The sequence below is a fragment of the Streptomyces sp. NRRL B-3229 genome, from assembly GCF_000719505.1.
GTDB classification, from domain to species: Bacteria; Actinomycetota; Actinomycetes; order Streptomycetales; family Streptomycetaceae; genus Streptomyces; species Streptomyces griseorubiginosus.
This window is the reverse complement of the sequence record NZ_JOGP01000009.1, coordinates 35,479-51,994: the sequence shown is the minus strand read 5'-3', so window position 1 is coordinate 51,994 and position 16,516 is coordinate 35,479. Positions and strand designations below refer to the sequence as shown.

Sequence of the window (16,516 nt, the reverse complement as noted above, 5' to 3'; positions counted from 1 at the left end):
CGGCCGCCCTCGCCAGACCCCAGTCCCCGGCCGCCCTCGCCAGACCCCAGTCCCCGGCCGCCCTCGCCAGACCCCAGCTACCCCCGGCCGACCTCGGCAGAACCAGGACACGGCTCACGGCAGTTCACCCCCGCCCGAGGCACAGCACAGCCCCCGACAGCACCCCCTGCCTTGGGTGAACCTACGAGTCCCGACTCCTCCCCCCTTAGGAACCCCCCACAAAAACCCCGTTAGGCTGACCCCCGTGAAGGTCCTCGTCATCGGTACCGGCGCCCGCGAACACGCCCTGTGCCGCTCCCTGTCCCTCGACCCCGACGTCAGCGCTCTGCACTGCGCCCCCGGCAACGCCGGCATCGCCGAGGTCGCCGAGCTGCACCCGGTCGACGCCCTCGACGGTGCCGCCGTGACCGCGCTCGCGCAGCGACTCGGCGTCGACCTCGTCGTCGTAGGCCCGGAGGCCCCGCTCGTCGCGGGCGTCGCCGACGCCGTGCGCGACGCGGGCATCCCGGTCTTCGGCCCGTCCGGGGAGGCCGCGCAGCTCGAGGGCTCCAAGGCGTTCGCCAAGGACGTCATGGCCGCGGCCGGTGTCCCGACCGCCCGCTCCTACGTCTGCACGAACGCCGAGGAGGTCGCCGAGGCCCTCGACGCCTTCGGCGCCCCGTACGTCGTCAAGGACGACGGTCTCGCCGCGGGCAAGGGCGTGGTCGTGACCAGTGACCTAGACGAGGCCAAGGCGCACGCGGCCGGCTGCGAGCGGGTCGTCATCGAGGAGTTCCTCGACGGCCCCGAGGTCTCCCTGTTCGCCATCACGGACGGCGACACCGTTCTGCCCCTCCAGCCCGCCCAGGACTTCAAGCGCGCGCTCGACGGGGACGAGGGCCCGAACACCGGCGGAATGGGCGCGTACTCCCCGCTGCCCTGGGCCGATCCCAAGCTGGTCGACGAGGTCCTCCAGACCGTTCTCCAGCCGACTGTCGACGAGATGCGGCACCGCGGCACCCCCTTCTCGGGCCTGCTCTACGCCGGTCTCGCGATCACCTCCCGGGGCGTCAGGGTGATCGAGTTCAACGCCCGCTTCGGCGACCCCGAGACCCAGGTCGTCCTGGCCCGTCTCAAGACCCCGCTGGCCGGCGTCCTGCTCGCCGCCGCGAGCGGCAACCTCGAGGACCTGCCGCCCCTGCGCTGGAGCGAGGACGCCGCGGTCACCGTGGTCGTCGCCTCGCACAACTACCCCGGCACCCCGCGCACCGGCGACCCGATCACCGGCCTCGACGAGGTGGCCGCCCAGGACGCCCCGCACGCCTACGTCCTGCACGCCGGCACCAAGCGGGACGGCGACGCCGTCGTCAGCGCCGGCGGTCGCGTCCTGTCGGTCACGGCGTCCGGCAAGGACCTCACCGAGGCCCGTGAGCGCGCGTACCGGGCGGTGGCCCGTATCGGCCTCGACGGTTCCCAGCACCGGACGGACATCGCGGCGAAAGCGGCGTCCGAACCCCGGTAAGGCGTCCGAAGCCTGGTAAGGCGTCCGAAGCCTGGTAAGGCGTCCGCATCCCGGTAAGTCGTACGGCCCCGGAAACCGGGGCGAAGCGCCGTCCCCCCGAACAACCCGATCGGCCCCGGATCCGTCTAAGGATTCGGGGCCTGATCTTTGCTGTACGTCATCCACCTTTCCCCAAAGCCATTCCATCGAGTGACCGGGGCGCCATACGGCTGACGGGGGCGCGGGGCCCAACTAGGGTGCGGCGCAAGCGGTCCGGCACTTGGCCCACCGGCATTGCGATGTCAGTGGCGGCTGCCACAGTGGGGGAGTGAGCAACGCCAGGACAGCCGGGCATTCAGGATCGCAGGGAGGGGGTGAGGTCCGGTCGTGACCGGAATCGGTGTGGAGGCAGGCGCGCAGGCCGCGCGCTCCCGGGCCCTCGCCGTGCTGCGCATCCGCAGCCGTGCGCTGGCCGTGGCGCTGCTGCCCGCGGCGGTCGCCGTGGTGCTGCTCGCCGGAGGTTCCACGGGGCATCTCGTGGGTGGGGTCTGGGACGCCGCCCGGCTGGTCATGAGCGTGCTCGGTGTGATCGTGCTGCTCGCGGCCGGGGTCATCGCCCTGGTCGTCGCCCGGGCCCGGCCGGCCGTCAGCCCGACCGTCGCCATCGCCGAGGAGGCCGCGCCCGACCTGTACCGCATGGTGCGCGACCTCGCCGACCGGCTGGACGTCCCCGCCCCCTCCGCGATAGCGCTCACCCCGGACTGCGACAGCTGGCTGGAGGACCGCACCCACCCCGCCCACGGCCCGCCCCCGCAGGAGGGCCGGGACGACGAGATCGCGGGCGCCGGCGGCTCCCACCGCCGGGTCCCGGCGGCGCCGGTGCTGGTCATCGGGTCGCCGTTCCTGTGGTGGATGCGCGTCGGAGAGCTGCGCGCGGTGCTCGCCCCGGTCGTCGCCGGTACGGGACCCTCGGCGCACCCGGACATAGCGGCCGCCCGCCGTTTCGTACGGGGTCTGGACGCCGCGGTGGCCGTCGGCTCCACCCCCGGGCGCTGCCCGCTCACCCGTGTGCTGTGCGCGGGCGTCGCCTCGGTGGCCCGCCTCATGCTGCGCGGCTGCCGGGAGCATGCGGCTCTCATGGAGCGCGGGGTCGCCGCGGCGGCCGCCGAGCGTGCACAGGCTGTGGACTACGGGCTGAGGATCGTCGCGCAGGAGCAGGTGGGTCTCGCGTACGCGGGCTGGGACCGCCTTCTCACCCGGGTCGCGCTGCCCGCCTGGCGGATGGGGCGCTGGCCGTCCCGTCTGGACGCGGGCGTGGTGGCCGCCCTCACCGAGCTGTCCCGGCGCGACCGCCTGGCCGAGGGGTTCGCCTCCCGCCTGGGCGAGCGTCCGGCGTGCGACCTGCTGGAGGAGCCCGGCACGATCGACGAGGCCGCCTCCCTCCTCGCCGCCCGCCTCTTCCACGGCGGGCCCGCGGAGACCGGTCCGGACTGGGCCCCGGTGGACTGGCAGGAGTACCCGGAGGAGGTCGTGGACCGCAAGTGGCGCCTGGACGCGGCCCGTCTCCACCGGGTCCTCGACGCCCAGGGCGTGACCCACACCCCGGGCACCACCGCGCCGGACTCCCACGTGCCCACTCTCGCCCGCGTCCTCACCCACCTGTCGGCCTCCCGCCACACGGTCCCGGAACCCCCCTCGACCCCACAGACGGGCCCGGCCCTCGATGCCTCCCCGCCTGCCGCAACCCCCTCGAACGCCCCCGCAGCCGCCGACGGCGAAACCGCCCCGCAGGGGTCACAACCCGCACCAGACGACGAAAGCGTCACGGGTGGTGCGGGCAGGCACACAGCGGTCGAAGGCGAAGCCGAGACACTCGCCGCCGCACTCACCGCCGAGCTCGCCCGCGAGGAAGCCGGCGCCTCTCACCCCCGCAGCACGCCCGAGGCCACCCCCTGGGACGACACCGCGCTGCCCCTCTTCCCCCTCCAGCCACCCCGCACCGCCCGGGAGCTCCTCACCGACCACGTCACAGCGATGGTCTGCTGCGCCGCGATCGACACCGCGGGCGCCACCCCCGGCCTGGACTGGCTCGACGGGCCGTCCCTCCTCATCAACGGCGAACGCGCGGCGGACCTCATCCCCCGAGTCCTCAGCCTCGTCGAGGACGGCGACCCCGCACCCCTGCGCGCCTGGCTGGTCAAGTCGGGGATACGTCCCGAGAAGCCGGTCCGCCTCGTCTGACCGAGCCGGAACCCCTGCTTCCACTTTCGGTCAATTCGCAACGAATAGTGATAGTCCGCGTGCGGTATGTGATGTGCTGGGACCGATCGCGCACATGGCATGGGCACACGCCATAGGACAGACGCACAAAGCACCGGCACAGCACCAGCACCGCACGACCGAGCCACAGGCACACGCACAGGCACCGCACCGGCCAAGACGGACAACGGGGGCACAGGGAGGGGAGCCACCATGGGCCCAGGACCGGAGCACATCCGCCGTTGGGAGTCAGGAGCACTCGCGCATGCCGTGACGGATCCCTTTGGCCAGGGCCCCGTCCCCTGGCTCCGCGGCACCGAGACCTACTTCGACGACACCGGCCAGGTGGTCCCCTGGTACGTCGAGACGGACCCGGCCCACACCCCCAAGAAGGGCGCCCGAGTCCCCTCCCCCCGCACCGCGCCCACCGGCGGCGCCCCCCGTTCCGCGGACGACGTCCGGCGCCAGATCAAGGGCTTCACCTCCACCGGCGCGGTGGCCCCCGGCGAGGCCGTCGACTTCCACATCACCGTCGATCCGCCCCAGGAGTTCGCGGTCGACATCTACCGCATCGGCCACTACGGCGGTGACGGCGCGGCGAAGATCACCACCAGCCCCCGGCTCTCCGGCATCGTCCAGCCCCCGCCACTGACGGCGGACCGCACGGTCTCCTGTCACCACTGGTGGCTGAGCTGGCGCCTCCAGATCCCGTCGTACTGGAGCATCGGGGCGTACGTGGCGGTGCTCACCACCGCCGACGGCTACCGCTCCCACATCCCCTTCACGGTCCGCGACAACCACCCGGCGGACCTGCTGCTCCTGCTGCCCGACGTGACGTGGCAGGCGTACAACCTCTACCCGGAGGACGGCCGCACCGGCGCCAGCCTCTACCACGCCTGGGACGAGAACGGCCGGCTTCTCGGCGAGGCCGACGCCGCGACCACGGTCTCCTTCGACCGGCCGTACGCGGGCGCGGGCCTGCCCCTGCACGTCGGCCACGCCTACGACTTCATCCGCTTCGCCGAGCGCTACGGCTACGACCTCGCCTACGCCGACGCCCGAGACCTGCACGCGGGACACCTCGACCTCACCCGCTACCGGGGCCTGGTCTTCCCCGGCCACGACGAGTACTGGTCGACGGCCATGCGCCGCGCGGTCGAGGGGGCCCGGGACAGCGGCACCTCCCTCGTCTTCCTGTCCGCCAACACCATGTACTGGCAGGTCGAGTTGGGCCCCTCGCCCTCGGGCGTCCCCGACCGCCTGCTCACCTGCCGCAAACGCAAGGGCCCGGGCAGGCCGGTGCTCTGGCGTGAAGTCGACCGCCCCGAGCAGCAGTTGGTCGGCATCCAGTACGCCGGACGGGTGCCCGAGCCGCACCCCCTGATCGTCCGCAACGCCGGCCACTGGCTGTGGGACGCCACCGGCGCCCACGAGGGCGACGAGATCGCGGGCCTGGTCGCGGGCGAGGCCGACCGCTACTTCCCGCGCACGCCGCTCCCCGAGCACGACGACCGCATCCTGCTCGCCCACTCGCCGTACGCCGACAGCGAGGGCGCCCTGCGCCACCAGGAGACGTCCCTCTACCGCGCCCCCTCCGGCGCCCTGGTCTTCGCCGCCGGCACCTTCGCCTGGTCCCCGGCGCTGGACCGCCCGGGCCATGTCGACCCCCGCGTCCAGCGCGCCACCTCCAACCTCCTGGACCGCATCTGCAAGCGTGACTGACCCCACACCCACGCCCACCTCACGCCCACCCCGCCCACGCCCGCAGCCGCCTGCCACCCCTCCGACCCACCCCGAGTCCAAGGTCGGACCCATATACGGGACAATCGACCCGTTGGACATACCCACGGGGAGGAACCGTGTCCGGATTCGTAGAAAAGCCCGAGCCGCTCGAGGTTCCGGGCCTGGTGCACCTCCACACCGGCAAGGTGCGCGAGCTGTACCAGAACGAGGCGGGCGACCTCGTGATGGTCGCCAGTGACCGCATCTCCGCCTTCGACTGGGTGCTGCCGACGGAGATCCCCGACAAGGGCCGCGTCCTCACCCAGCTGTCCCTGTGGTGGTTCGACCAGATCGCCGACCTGCTGCCGAACCACGTCCTGAGCACGGACGTGCCGGAAGGCGCCCCCGCCGAATGGGCCGGCCGGACCCTGGTCTGCAAGTCGCTCCGGATGGTCCCCGTGGAGGCCGTCGCCCGCGGCTACCTCACCGGCTCCGGCCTGGTGGAGTACAACGACTCCCGCACGGTCTGCGGCCTCGCCCTCCCCGAGGGTCTCACCGACGGCAGCGAGCTGCCCGCCCCGATCTTCACCCCGGCCACCAAGGCCGCCGTCGGCGAGCACGACGAGAACGTCTCCTACGAGGAGGTCGCCCGCCAGGTCGGCGCCGACACCGCGGCCCAGCTGCGCCAGGCGACCCTCGCCGTCTACAGCCGGGGCCGGGACATCGCCCGGGACCGGGGGATCATCCTCGCGGACACCAAGTTCGAGTTCGGCTTCGACGGCGACACCCTCGTCATCGCGGACGAGGTCCTCACCCCGGACTCCTCCCGCTTCTGGCCGGCCGACCAGTGGGAGCCAGGGCACGCGCAGCCGTCGTACGACAAGCAATTCGTGCGCGACTGGCTGACCTCGCCGGAGTCCGGCTGGAACAGGAAGAGCGAGCAGCCTCCGCCGGCGCTCCCGCAGGAGGTCGTGGACCGTACCCGCGCCAAGTACGTCGAGGCGTTCGAGCGACTGACAGGCACCAGCTGGTCGTAACGTGAAAAGCCCCGGCGGAAGCCGGGGCTCAGCACGAAACGCGAAACGCGAAACACACAACGCGAGACGCACCACGCGAAAGCCCCCCGACCAGAGCCGGGGGGCTTTCGAACTGGAGCGAACGACGAGGTTCGAACTCGCGACCTCAACCTTGGCAAGGTTGCGCTCTACCAACTGAGCTACGTTCGCATGCGCCGTGGCGCGGGAACCACTATACCCAACCTCGCTCGCGTGCGAGCCGCACGGCCGCATGACGGTTCTCCGCCCCGAGCTTGGAGACGGCCGACGACAGGTAGTTCCGTACGGTGCCCTGCGACAGCGCGGCCCGTTCGGCGATCTCCGCGACGGGCGCCCCGTCGGCGGCGAACTCCAGCACCTCGGCCTCCCGCGCGGTCAGGGGCGAGTCCCCGGCGGAGATCGCGTCGGCGGCCAACTCCGGGTCGACGTAACGGTTTCCGGCATGCACCGTGCGGATGATCTCGGCGAGTCGCTGCGCGCTGACGGTCTTGGGGACGAATCCGCGCACACCCGCCGCGAGAGCCCGCTTGAGATGTCCCGGCCGCCCGTGACTGGTGACGATCAGCACCTTGCACGACGGCAGCTCGGCGCGCAGCGATGTGGCGACCTTCACACCGTCCGCCCCGGGCATCTGCAAGTCGAGTACGGCGACGTCGGGCCCGTGCGCCCGGGCCATCGCCAGCGCCTCGGGACCGGTGGCCGCCTCCGCGACGACGGCCAGATCGTCCTCCAGGGACAGCAGCGCGGCGAGCGCGCCCCGGATCAGATGCTCGTCGTCGGCGAGCAGCAGACGCACGGTCACGCGACCACCCCGCCGTCGACGACCCCGCCGTCGACGACCCCGCCGTCGACCACCCTGCCGTCGACCACGCCACCGCCGTCGACCACCCTGCCGTCGACGACGGCTGCCGCCACCGGCACCCGCGCCACCAGCCGGAACACGCCCTTGCCCGCCGGTCCTGCCTCCAGCGTCCCGGCCACCGCGGCGAGCCGCTCCCGCAGGCCGGCGAGTCCGGACCCGCCGGAGCCCGACGCCGTCAGCGCCCCGTCGTTCTCCACGGTCAGCACCACACGCCCTGCTTCCTTCCGTACGACCACCTCGCACCGCTTGGCGTCCCCGTGCCGCAGGACGTTGGTGGTGGCCTCCCGCACCACCCAGCCGAGCGCCGACTGCACCTCGGCGGGCAGCCCGGCCGGTTCCCCGGTGATCCGGCAGTCGATCCCCGCCGCGGTCAACACTCCTCGCGCTCCCGCCAGTTCGGCCCCGAGGTCGGCCTCCCGGTAGCCCCGTACGACATCCCGCACCTCGCGCTGGGTCTCCTGGGCGATCCGCTGCACCTCGGTCATCTGGTCCACGGCCTCCTCCCGCCCGCGCCGAGCCAGCTGCACGGCCAGCTCGCTCTTCAGCGCGATCACGGCGAGATTCCGGCCCATCACGTCGTGCAGGTCCCGCCCGAACCGCAGCCGCTCCTCGGCGACGGCGAGCCGGGCCCGGGTCTCGCGGGCCTCGTCGAGTTCGTAGACGGCGGTGAGCAGCCACACCGAGAAGATGGAGGTGAAGGCGAGGAACCCGGCGCCGAGCAGCACGCCCACCATCGCCGCAAGGGTCGCAGGGGCGGGCATCCCGAGCGGGAAGGCGATGACCCCCGCGCCCGCGGCGAACCCCGAGACGATGGCGAGGACCCGATTCCGGGCCCGCACCCCCAGCGCGGTCACTCCGGCACCGAAGATCAGCACGACCGCGAAGATCCCGCCCGCCGCGGTGTCGACGTTCTCCCCGCCGGGTCCGTGTTCGGTGATCGCGACGGCCGTCACCGCGACCGCGAAGGTGAGCGTGCCGAGTATCCACAGCATGTGGACGGGCTGCTCGCGGCGGCCGCGCGTCCAGTCCAGTGCCCGGGACGCGGTCACGGCACAGGTCCCCGCGTGTCCGACCACCATCACCAGCATCAGGACGGTCAGCCAGCCGGGCATCGCCCCGAACAGCGGCAGCCCGACCGAGGCGACCTCGGTCAGCGCGAAGAAGTGGAACGACCACCGCGTGTACGTCTCGACCTTCGCCGGCGTGCTCTTCCGCCGCCACCAGCCCCCCGGCTTGCGCATGCTCACCCCGTACGTCAGCGCCTCGGCTCCCAGCGGAACCACCGTCCCACAGCAAACACCGCGAGCACGGTCCAGGCCAGTGCCGTCCCGAGGGCGCCGAAGGCCTCGTAGACCGACAGCGTGCCCGACCAGCCGCCGCGGATCAGGGTGATCACGGGGGAGAGCGGCAGCAGCTCGCACACCGACGCGAGCCGGTCCGGCAGCATCTCCAGCGGGACGGTGACGCCCGAGACGGCCATCGATACCAGGACGAACGGCAGGGTGGTGACCTGCGCGCTCTCCACGGTCCGGGTCACCGCCGCCGTCACGGCCGCGAGGGCCGCACACATCACCAGGCCCAGCAGCAGCCCCAGGACGGCGAACTGGGGTGCACGCGGCGCGGGCAGGTCGAGCAGCACCGCGCTTCCCGCCGCCACCACCAGGGACTGCACCACCGCGGTCGCGCCGATCGGCAGCGCGGTCCCGCACAGGATCTCGGCGTCCCGCGGCTCCCCCGTGCGCAGCCGCTTCAGCACCAGCTCCTCGCGCCGGGTGGTGTAGATCGCGACGAGGGCGCTGTAGACCCCGAACAGCAGGGAGAAGCCGATCGCGGCGGGCAGCAGCACGAGCCCGACGCTCAGTCCCTCCTTCTGGACGTCCATGTCGTCCACCACGGACCGCAGCGTGAACGGCAGCGCGAGCGGCACCAGCACAGCCGTCAGGAGCGTGGCCCTGCTGCGTCCGAGCAGCGTGAACTCGGCCCGGGCGAGGGCGCCGAGCCGCTCGGCGGGAGTGGTGAGGGCGCTCACGCGGCGACCGCCTCGCGCGATGGGGACGCTCGTGCCGCCATCGGCCCTCGTGCCGCCATCGGCCCTCGTGCCGCCATCGGCCCTCGTGCCGCCATCGCCCCTCGTGCCGCGCTCCGCGTTCACGCCGCCATCCGCACGCATGCCGCGATTCGCGCTCACGCCGCCACCCCCTCACGCGCCGCGATCCCCAGGAACGCCTCCTCCAGCGACGCCGACCGCACATCGAGCCGGCGCAGCTCGACCCCGGCCCGATCGGCCCAGGTCAGCAGCCCGGTGGCGGCCCGCTGGAGCTCGTGCGTGCGGAGCCGTACGACCCTTCCGTCGACCTCGTGCCCGGATACGCCGAGGTCCCCGAGCGGCGGCAGATCCCCCACGAACCAGCCCTCCGGCAGTTCGAACGAGATCCGCGACGGCTGCGCGGCGGTCACCTCGTCCGGTGTCCCCTCGGCCGCGACCCGCCCCTCGTGCAGGATCGCCAGCCGGTCGGCGAGACCCTCGGCCTCCTCCAGATAGTGCGTGGTGAGCAGTACGGTCGTGCCGCCCTCCCGCAGCGCCCGCACCAACTCCCAGGTGTCCCGGCGCCCTTCGGCGTCGAGCCCGGTCGTCGGCTCGTCGAGGAACAGCACCTCGGGGTCGCCGAGCAGCGCGAGCGCCAGGTCGAGGCGCCGCCGCTCCCCTCCGGACAGCTGCTTCACGCGTACGCCGGTCCGCCGGGCGAGCCCGACCAGTTCCAGAACCTCCAGCGGCGGCCGGGCCCCACTCACACAGCCCGCCCACATCCGCGCGGTCTCGCCCACGGTCAGCTCGGAGGGAAAGCCGCCCTCCTGGAGCATCACGCCGGTGCGGGGCCGTACGACGGCCCGTTCGGTATGGGGATCGTGGCCGAGGACGCGGATGCGCCCCTCGGTCGGCCGGGCGAGCCCCTCCAGCAGTTCGACGGTGGACGTCTTGCCGGCGCCGTTGGTGCCGAGCAGGGCGAAGATCTCTCCCTGTGCCACGGAGAAACTGATTCCGCGCACGGCCTCGAACCCGCCCCCGTACACACGCCGCAGGTCGGTGACCTCAATCACGTGTTCGTCGGTGTTCATGAACCCAGCGTCCCGGCGGACGGGAGGCGACAGCAGTGCGTGCTGTCACCACTCCGTGTGACAAATGTCAGACGGAGCAGGAGGCAAGAAAAAACCCCGGTCCAGGGGACCGGGGTCTTCACTCAAGAGCGAACGACGAGGTTCGAACTCGCGACCTCAACCTTGGCAAGGTTGCGCTCTACCAACTGAGCTACGTTCGCATTGCATCCGACCGGCTCTCACCGATCGGCGCGAGCACCATCCTACCTGATCCACAAGGGACCGGGACCGGTGGTGCAGAGCGGGTGACAGGAATTGCACACTGCGCCTTCCTCCTGGAAGGAGGATGTTCTACTACTGAACTACACCCGCACGTAGTCCGTGAGCTGGGCCTTTCGGCCTCGCCCCTCGGCGTGCTCCAGACTCTAGCTGACCGGGTGGGGTGCAACGCAAGTCGGTTGTCCCGAGGGGCGGGTGACCCGGCGTCGACCGGGAGCTACTGCGCCTCGGCGAACGCCTCGTAGACCTTCTTGGGGATGCGTCCGCGGGCCGGGACGTCCATCTTGTTGGCCTGGGCCCAGGCCCGGACCGCCGCCGGATCGGGCGCGACCTCGGTCTGCTTGTACGCCTTGCCCGACCTGGACCGCTTGCGGCCGGCCTCCACGTAGGGCTCGAGCGCCTTACGCAGTTTCTTGGCATTGGTTTGATTCAGGTCGATCTCGTACGACTTGCCGTCGAGTCCGAAGGCGATCGTTTCCGCCGCTTCCGAGCCGTCGATGTCGTCAAAGAGAGTGACCACGACCTTCTGCGCCACGAATATCGGTCCCTTCGTACGGCACGTCATCAATTCATTTGTACCGTGCCAGACAATGCATTGTGAAGCTCGACTAAATCCTTCCGCGTGTCCGAGCGCAATAGGTATCGGGTGTCGATCTGAGATCTTTCCCGGAAATTTTCGCGAACACCGGAGCGGCAGGCCGGCCGTGATGGCCGTCACGTAGATTCCTACAACTCAACGCGCGTAGAAATTTTGTGCGGGTAGTCTGAAGGAACCTGCTCAGCACCACACCACCGGGAGTGCCAGTGGCACGCGTCGTAGTCGACGTCATGCTCAAGCCGGAGATCCTCGACCCCCAGGGCCAGGCGGTCCAGCGCGCACTGCCGCGACTGGGTTTCGAAGGCATCTCCGACGTACGTCAGGGAAAGCGATTCGAACTGGAAGTTGAGGGTCCGGTCGACGAGGCCGCGCTGGCCCGCATCCATGATCTTGCGGAATCCTTCCTCGCCAACACCGTGATCGAGGACTTCACCGTGAAGATCGAGGAAGTCGCGGAGGCCGTGAAGTGACCGCTCGTATTGGCGTCGTCACTTTCCCCGGCAGCCTCGACGACCGGGACACCCAGCGCGCGATCCGCCTCGCGGGTGCCGAACCGGTCGCCCTGTGGCACAAGGACAAGGACCTCCACCAGGTCGACGCGATCGTGCTCCCCGGTGGTTTCTCCTACGGCGACTATCTGCGGGCCGGCGCCATCTCCCGCTTCTCGCCCGTGATGGAGACGGTCATCGAGCAGGCGAAGGCCGGTCTCCCGGTCCTCGGCATCTGCAACGGCTTCCAGATCCTCACCGAGGCCCACCTGCTCCCGGGCGGGATGCTCGGCAACGACCACCTCCACTTCATCTGCCGCGACCAGAAGCTGCGGGTGGAGAACGCGGACACCGCCTGGACCGCCGACTACACGTCCGGCCAGGAGATCCACATCCCGCTGAAGAACATGGACGGCCGGTACGTCGCCGACGAGTACACGCTGGACAAGCTGGAGGCCGAGGGGCGGGTCGTCTTCCGCTACCTCGACTTCAACCCCAATGGCTCGCTCCGTGACATCGCCGGCATCACCAACGAGGCCGGGAACGTCGTAGGCCTCATGCCGCACCCCGAGCACGCCACCGAGCCGCTGATCGGGACGGGCCGCACCGACGGCCTCCCCTTCTTCACCTCGATCCTCAAGAAGCTGGTCAACGCATGAGCCGGACGCCTCTGGACACGGTCGAGCACGCGGCCGCGACCCCCGACGTCGAGCTGCCCTGGGCCGAACTGGGCCTGAAGAAGGACGAGTACGAGCGCGTCGTCGAGATCCTCGGCCGCCGGCCCACCGGTGCCGAGCTCGCCATGTACTCGGTCATGTGGTCCGAGCACTGCTCGTACAAGTCGTCGAAGGTGCACCTGCGCCAGTTCGGCGAGAAGGCTCCCCAGTCGGACGCCCTGCTCGTCGGCATCGGTGAGAACGCCGGCGTCGTGGACGTCGGTCAGGGTTACGCGGTCACCTTCAAGGTCGAGTCGCACAACCACCCGTCGTACGTCGAGCCCTACCAGGGCGCGGCCACCGGCGTCGGCGGCATCGTGCGCGACATCATCGCGATGGGCGCGCGCCCGGTCGCCGTGGTCGACCCCCTGCGCTTCGGTGCGGCGGACCACCCCGACACCAAGCGCGTCCTGCCGGGTGTCGTCGCCGGCATCGGCGGCTACGGCAACTGCCTCGGGCTCCCCAACATCGGCGGCGAGGTCGTCTTCGACGCCTGTTACCAGGGCAACCCGCTGGTCAACGCCGGTGCCATCGGTGTGATGCGGCACGAGGACATCCACCTCGCGAAGGCGTCCGGCGCGGGCAACAAGGTCATCCTGTACGGGGCCCGGACCGGTGGCGACGGCATCGGCGGCGCCTCGATCCTGGCCTCCGAGACCTTCGACGACGCCAAGCCGTCGAAGCGCCCGGCCGTCCAGGTCGGCGACCCCTTCCAGGAGAAGCTCCTCATCGAGTGCACCCTGGAGGCCTTCAAGGAGAAGCTGGTCGTCGGCATCCAGGACCTCGGCGCGGCCGGTCTGTCCTGCGCCACCTCCGAGCTCGCCTCCAACGGCTCCGGCGGCATGCGCGTGACGCTGGACGACGTACCGCTGCGCGACTCGACGCTCTCGCCCGAGGAAATCCTCATGAGCGAGTCGCAGGAACGCATGTGCGCGGTCGTGGAGCCGGAGAAGGTCGACCGGTTCCTGGAGATCTGCGACAAGTGGGACGTCATCGCGACCGTCATCGGTGAGGTGACCGACGGCGACCGCCTGGAGATCTACTGGCACGGCGGCAAGATCGTCGACGTCGACCCGCGTACGGTCGCGCACGACGGCCCGGTCTACGAGCGTCCGTACGCCCGGCCGTCCTGGCAGGACGAGCTCCAGGCCGACGACGCCAACAAGCTTCCCCGGCCCGGGACTTCGGAAGAGCTCAGGCAGCAGGTCCTCCAGCTGGTGAGCTCTCCCAACCAGGCCTCCAAGAAGTGGATCACCTCGCAGTACGACCACTTCGTGCAGGGCAACACGGTCCTCGCCCAGCCCGAGGACTCCGGCATGATCCGCATCGACGAGGAGACCGGCCTCGGTGTCGCCATCGCGACCGACGGCAACGGCCGGTACGCCAAGCTGGACCCGTACGCGGGCGCCCAGCTGGCGCTCTCGGAGGCGTACCGCAATGTCGCCACCACGGGTGCCAAGCCGCTCGCGGTGTCCGACTGCCTGAACTTCGGCTCGCCCGAGGACCCGGCCGTCATGTGGCAGTTCGCGGAGGCCATCCGTGGTCTCGCCGACGCCTGCCAGCAGCTCGGCACCCCGGTGACCGGCGGCAACGTCTCGCTCTACAACCAGACGGGCGAGGCGGCCATCCACCCGACCCCGGTCGTGGCCGTCCTCGGCGTCATCGACGACGTGGCCCGGCGCACGCCGGTCGCGTTCCAGGAGGAGGGCCAGTTGCTGTACCTCCTCGGTGACACCCGCGAGGAGTTCGGCGGCTCGGCCTGGTCCCAGGTCGTCCACGACCACCTCGGCGGCCTGCCGCCCAAGGTCGACCTGGAGCGCGAGCGCCTGCTGGCCGAGATCCTGATCTCCGCCTCCCGGGACGGCATGATCGACTCCGCGCACGACCTCTCCGACGGCGGTCTGATCCAGGCGGTCGTGGAGTCGGCCCTGCTCGGCGGCAAGGGCGCGCGTCTGGTCGTACCGGACGGGCTCGACGCGTTCACGTTCCTGTTCTCGGAGTCGGCGGGCCGTGCCGTGGTGGCGGTCCCGCGCTCCGAGGAGCTCCGCTTCAACGACATGTGCGGCGCCCGGGGCCTGCCCGTCACCCGCATCGGTGTCGTGGACGGTGACTCGGTCGAGCTCCAGGGCGAGTTCGAGCTGTCGCTGGAGGAGCTGCGGACGGCTCACGAGGAGACGATCCCCGCACTGCTCAAGTAGTCGGCAGTCGTACGAGCCGGAAGGCCCCGCCTGTCGTCGTGACGGGCGGGGCCTTCGTCATGGGGGTGCCGGACTAGGCTCTCCGTCATGCCCACGGCCAGGAAGCGCGCCCGCACCTACGACCCCGTCAAGATCCGCAAGGCCGTGGAGGCCCAGCTAGGACACGTACGGGCGGCCGTACGCACGCTGACCCCCGAGCAACTGGCGCTCCCCACGCGGCTGGGCGAGTGGACGGTGCGGGAGCTGGTCGCGCACATCGCGATGGCGGTCACGGCCGTGCACCGGAGCCTGGAGCGGCCCGCGCCCCCGCGGCAGGACGCCACGCTCCTCGACTGGCCCTTCGCCACCGCCCAAAGCGCCCCGGCCATCGACGACTTCACCCGGGGCGTCGCCGAACGGCACCCCGACCTCGACGCCCACCTCGGCGGCGTCGAGCGGACCCTGGCCGAGCTGCTGGACGCCCACCCCGGCACGCGGCTCCTGGAGACCAACGTCGGCGCGCTGCCCCTCGCCGACTACCTGGTCACCCGGACCGTCGAACTCGTCGTCCACACCGACGACCTGAACGCGGCCGTCCCCGGCCTGGAGATCCCGTACGACCGTCAGGCCCTGGCCGCCTGCACCCGGCTCCTTGCCGACGCCCTCGCCGTGAAGGCGCCCGGCGGTTCGACCGAGGTACGGGTGCCGCCGTACGCCGTCGTGCAGTGCGTCGAGGGGCCCAGGCACACCCGGGGCACCCCGCCGAACGTCGTCGAGACCGACCCGCTGACCTGGCTCCGGCTCGCCACCGGGCGGCTCACCTGGCAGGACGCGATCGAGAAGGCCAAGGTCAGTGCGAGCGGGGAGCGGGCGGACCTGGGCGGGCTGCTGCCGCTGATGGCCTGATTCGACGGGTGGGGGAGCGAACCCTTCGCGGGGCTCGTGCGTCCAAGAGGCATGAAGCGGACGACACGTGTGAAATGCGCCGCCCTGGCCGCCGTCGGCACCGCCCTGCTGACGGCCGCGTGCGGCACGCAGTCCGGCGCCGGGAGCGACGGCGTCACCGACCGCGGGAAGGCGTCCCGGCCGGCCGGTATCGCGGACGTCGACTGGTTGCCGCAGAAGGTGACCGTCAACGGCAAGGAGTACGTCCTGCCGAAGGACGCCAAGACCGTCCAGGACGCCCGCATCGTCTTCAAGCCCGACCCCGGCGCCGCCCGTGAGGACGGCGGTGATTCCGGCGGCTCGGTCGGCTGCAACAGCATCGGTGCCGACGCCGAGATCGACGGCGACACCGTGCGGATCACCGACCTGATCCAGACGCTGATCGGCTGCCCCGACCCGCTCGGCACGTTCGAGGCCAAGTTCGTCGAGGTCTTCCAGGGCACCCACAAGGCCAAGGTCACGGTACGGAACGGCGTCAGCACCCTGACCCTGACCACACCGCGCGGCGACAGCATCTCCTTCCGCGAGAAGAAGCCCCCGGCCCTCAAGGGCACCCGCTGGTCCCTGGGCGGGAACGCCCACATCACCCTCACCGAGGACGACACCGTCACCGGCAGCCTCGGCTGCAACACCTTCCACGGCAAAGCCGTCGTCAAGGACGGGACCATCGACTTCGGGTCCCTGGCGACCACGCGCATGATGTGTTCGGGCCCGGTGATGAAGACCGAGCGTGAACTCGCCGGGATCCTCTCCGGCAAGGTGTCCTACCAGCAGGAACGGGATTCTCTGAAGATCACGAACCCGTCCGGCGGAAGCGTTACGGCCCGCGCGGAGTAAGA

General features: G+C 71.2%; 14 protein-coding genes and 3 tRNA genes. 9 read left to right on the top strand and 8 right to left on the bottom strand.

Annotated features, from left to right (window positions below):
• Positions 1 to 244 precede the first annotated feature (244 nt).
• From purD to IF54_RS0116600, 4 genes are all read left to right on the top strand, one after another.
• The gene (gene purD / locus IF54_RS0116615; RefSeq protein ID WP_030319223.1) at positions 245 to 1,501 is read left to right on the top strand and encodes a phosphoribosylamine--glycine ligase; all 1,257 of its coding nucleotides are present in this window, start codon (positions 245 to 247) and stop codon (positions 1,499 to 1,501) included.
• 366 nt (positions 1,502 to 1,867) lie between these two features.
• Positions 1,868 to 3,721 carry a membrane protein gene (locus IF54_RS0116610; RefSeq protein ID WP_030319220.1) on the top strand — a complete coding sequence of 618 codons (1,854 nt, stop codon included), beginning with the start codon at positions 1,868 to 1,870 and terminating at the stop codon, positions 3,719 to 3,721.
• A 231-nt stretch (positions 3,722 to 3,952) separates the two neighbouring features.
• A complete protein-coding gene (locus IF54_RS0116605) occupies positions 3,953 to 5,461 on the top strand; it encodes a N,N-dimethylformamidase beta subunit family domain-containing protein (RefSeq protein ID WP_030319218.1) in 1,509 nt (502 codons plus the stop codon).
• 137 nt (positions 5,462 to 5,598) lie between these two features.
• Positions 5,599 to 6,498 carry a phosphoribosylaminoimidazolesuccinocarboxamide synthase gene (locus IF54_RS0116600; protein ID WP_030319215.1) on the top strand — a complete coding sequence of 300 codons (900 nt, stop codon included), beginning with the start codon at positions 5,599 to 5,601 and terminating at the stop codon, positions 6,496 to 6,498.
• 113 nt (positions 6,499 to 6,611) lie between these two features.
• Here IF54_RS0116600 and IF54_RS0116595 read toward each other — a convergent pair.
• From IF54_RS0116595 to IF54_RS0116560, 8 genes are all read right to left on the bottom strand, one after another.
• Positions 6,612 to 6,687, bottom strand: a tRNA-Gly gene (locus IF54_RS0116595).
• A 22-nt stretch (positions 6,688 to 6,709) separates the two neighbouring features.
• The gene (locus IF54_RS0116590; RefSeq protein ID WP_030319213.1) at positions 6,710 to 7,318 is read right to left on the bottom strand and encodes a response regulator transcription factor; all 609 of its coding nucleotides are present in this window, start codon (positions 7,316 to 7,318) and stop codon (positions 6,710 to 6,712) included.
• Positions 7,315 to 8,619, bottom strand: coding sequence for a sensor histidine kinase (locus IF54_RS0116585; protein ID WP_234438991.1), 1,305 nt, complete (start codon positions 8,617 to 8,619; stop codon positions 7,315 to 7,317). The genes IF54_RS0116590 and IF54_RS0116585 overlap by 4 nt, the downstream gene beginning before the upstream one ends.
• A gap of 14 nt (positions 8,620 to 8,633) precedes the next feature.
• Entirely contained in the window at positions 8,634 to 9,407 is a 774-nt protein-coding gene (locus tag IF54_RS0116580; RefSeq protein WP_030319207.1) for an ABC transporter permease, read from the bottom strand.
• A 155-nt stretch (positions 9,408 to 9,562) separates the two neighbouring features.
• The gene (locus IF54_RS0116575) at positions 9,563 to 10,495 is read right to left on the bottom strand and encodes an ABC transporter ATP-binding protein (RefSeq protein ID WP_030319205.1); all 933 of its coding nucleotides are present in this window, start codon (positions 10,493 to 10,495) and stop codon (positions 9,563 to 9,565) included.
• Between the two features lie 127 nt (positions 10,496 to 10,622).
• Positions 10,623 to 10,695: transfer RNA gene (locus IF54_RS0116570), tRNA-Gly, on the bottom strand.
• Between the two features lie 79 nt (positions 10,696 to 10,774).
• Positions 10,775 to 10,846, bottom strand: a tRNA-Gly gene (locus IF54_RS0116565).
• Positions 10,847 to 10,970: 124 nt separating this feature from the next.
• The gene (locus tag IF54_RS0116560) at positions 10,971 to 11,288 is read right to left on the bottom strand and encodes a histone-like nucleoid-structuring protein Lsr2 (protein ID WP_030319203.1); all 318 of its coding nucleotides are present in this window, start codon (positions 11,286 to 11,288) and stop codon (positions 10,971 to 10,973) included.
• Positions 11,289 to 11,557: 269 nt separating this feature from the next.
• Here IF54_RS0116560 and purS point away from each other — a divergent pair, with 269 nt between their 5' ends.
• From purS to IF54_RS0116535, 5 genes are all read left to right on the top strand, one after another.
• Positions 11,558 to 11,821 (top strand): phosphoribosylformylglycinamidine synthase subunit PurS, encoded by a 264-nt coding sequence (gene purS, locus IF54_RS0116555; RefSeq protein ID WP_020133955.1) that lies wholly within the window; start codon positions 11,558 to 11,560, stop codon positions 11,819 to 11,821.
• The gene (gene purQ / locus IF54_RS0116550; protein ID WP_030319200.1) at positions 11,818 to 12,498 is read left to right on the top strand and encodes a phosphoribosylformylglycinamidine synthase subunit PurQ; all 681 of its coding nucleotides are present in this window, start codon (positions 11,818 to 11,820) and stop codon (positions 12,496 to 12,498) included. The genes purS and purQ overlap by 4 nt, the downstream gene beginning before the upstream one ends.
• The gene (gene purL / locus IF54_RS0116545; RefSeq protein WP_020133953.1) at positions 12,495 to 14,753 is read left to right on the top strand and encodes a phosphoribosylformylglycinamidine synthase subunit PurL; all 2,259 of its coding nucleotides are present in this window, start codon (positions 12,495 to 12,497) and stop codon (positions 14,751 to 14,753) included. The genes purQ and purL overlap by 4 nt, the downstream gene beginning before the upstream one ends.
• Positions 14,754 to 14,840: 87 nt before the next feature.
• Positions 14,841 to 15,638, top strand: coding sequence for a maleylpyruvate isomerase family mycothiol-dependent enzyme (locus IF54_RS0116540; RefSeq protein ID WP_030319197.1), 798 nt, complete (start codon positions 14,841 to 14,843; stop codon positions 15,636 to 15,638).
• A 51-nt stretch (positions 15,639 to 15,689) separates the two neighbouring features.
• Positions 15,690 to 16,514 (top strand): META domain-containing protein, encoded by an 825-nt coding sequence (locus IF54_RS0116535; protein WP_030319194.1) that lies wholly within the window; start codon positions 15,690 to 15,692, stop codon positions 16,512 to 16,514.
• Positions 16,515 to 16,516 lie beyond the last annotated feature (2 nt).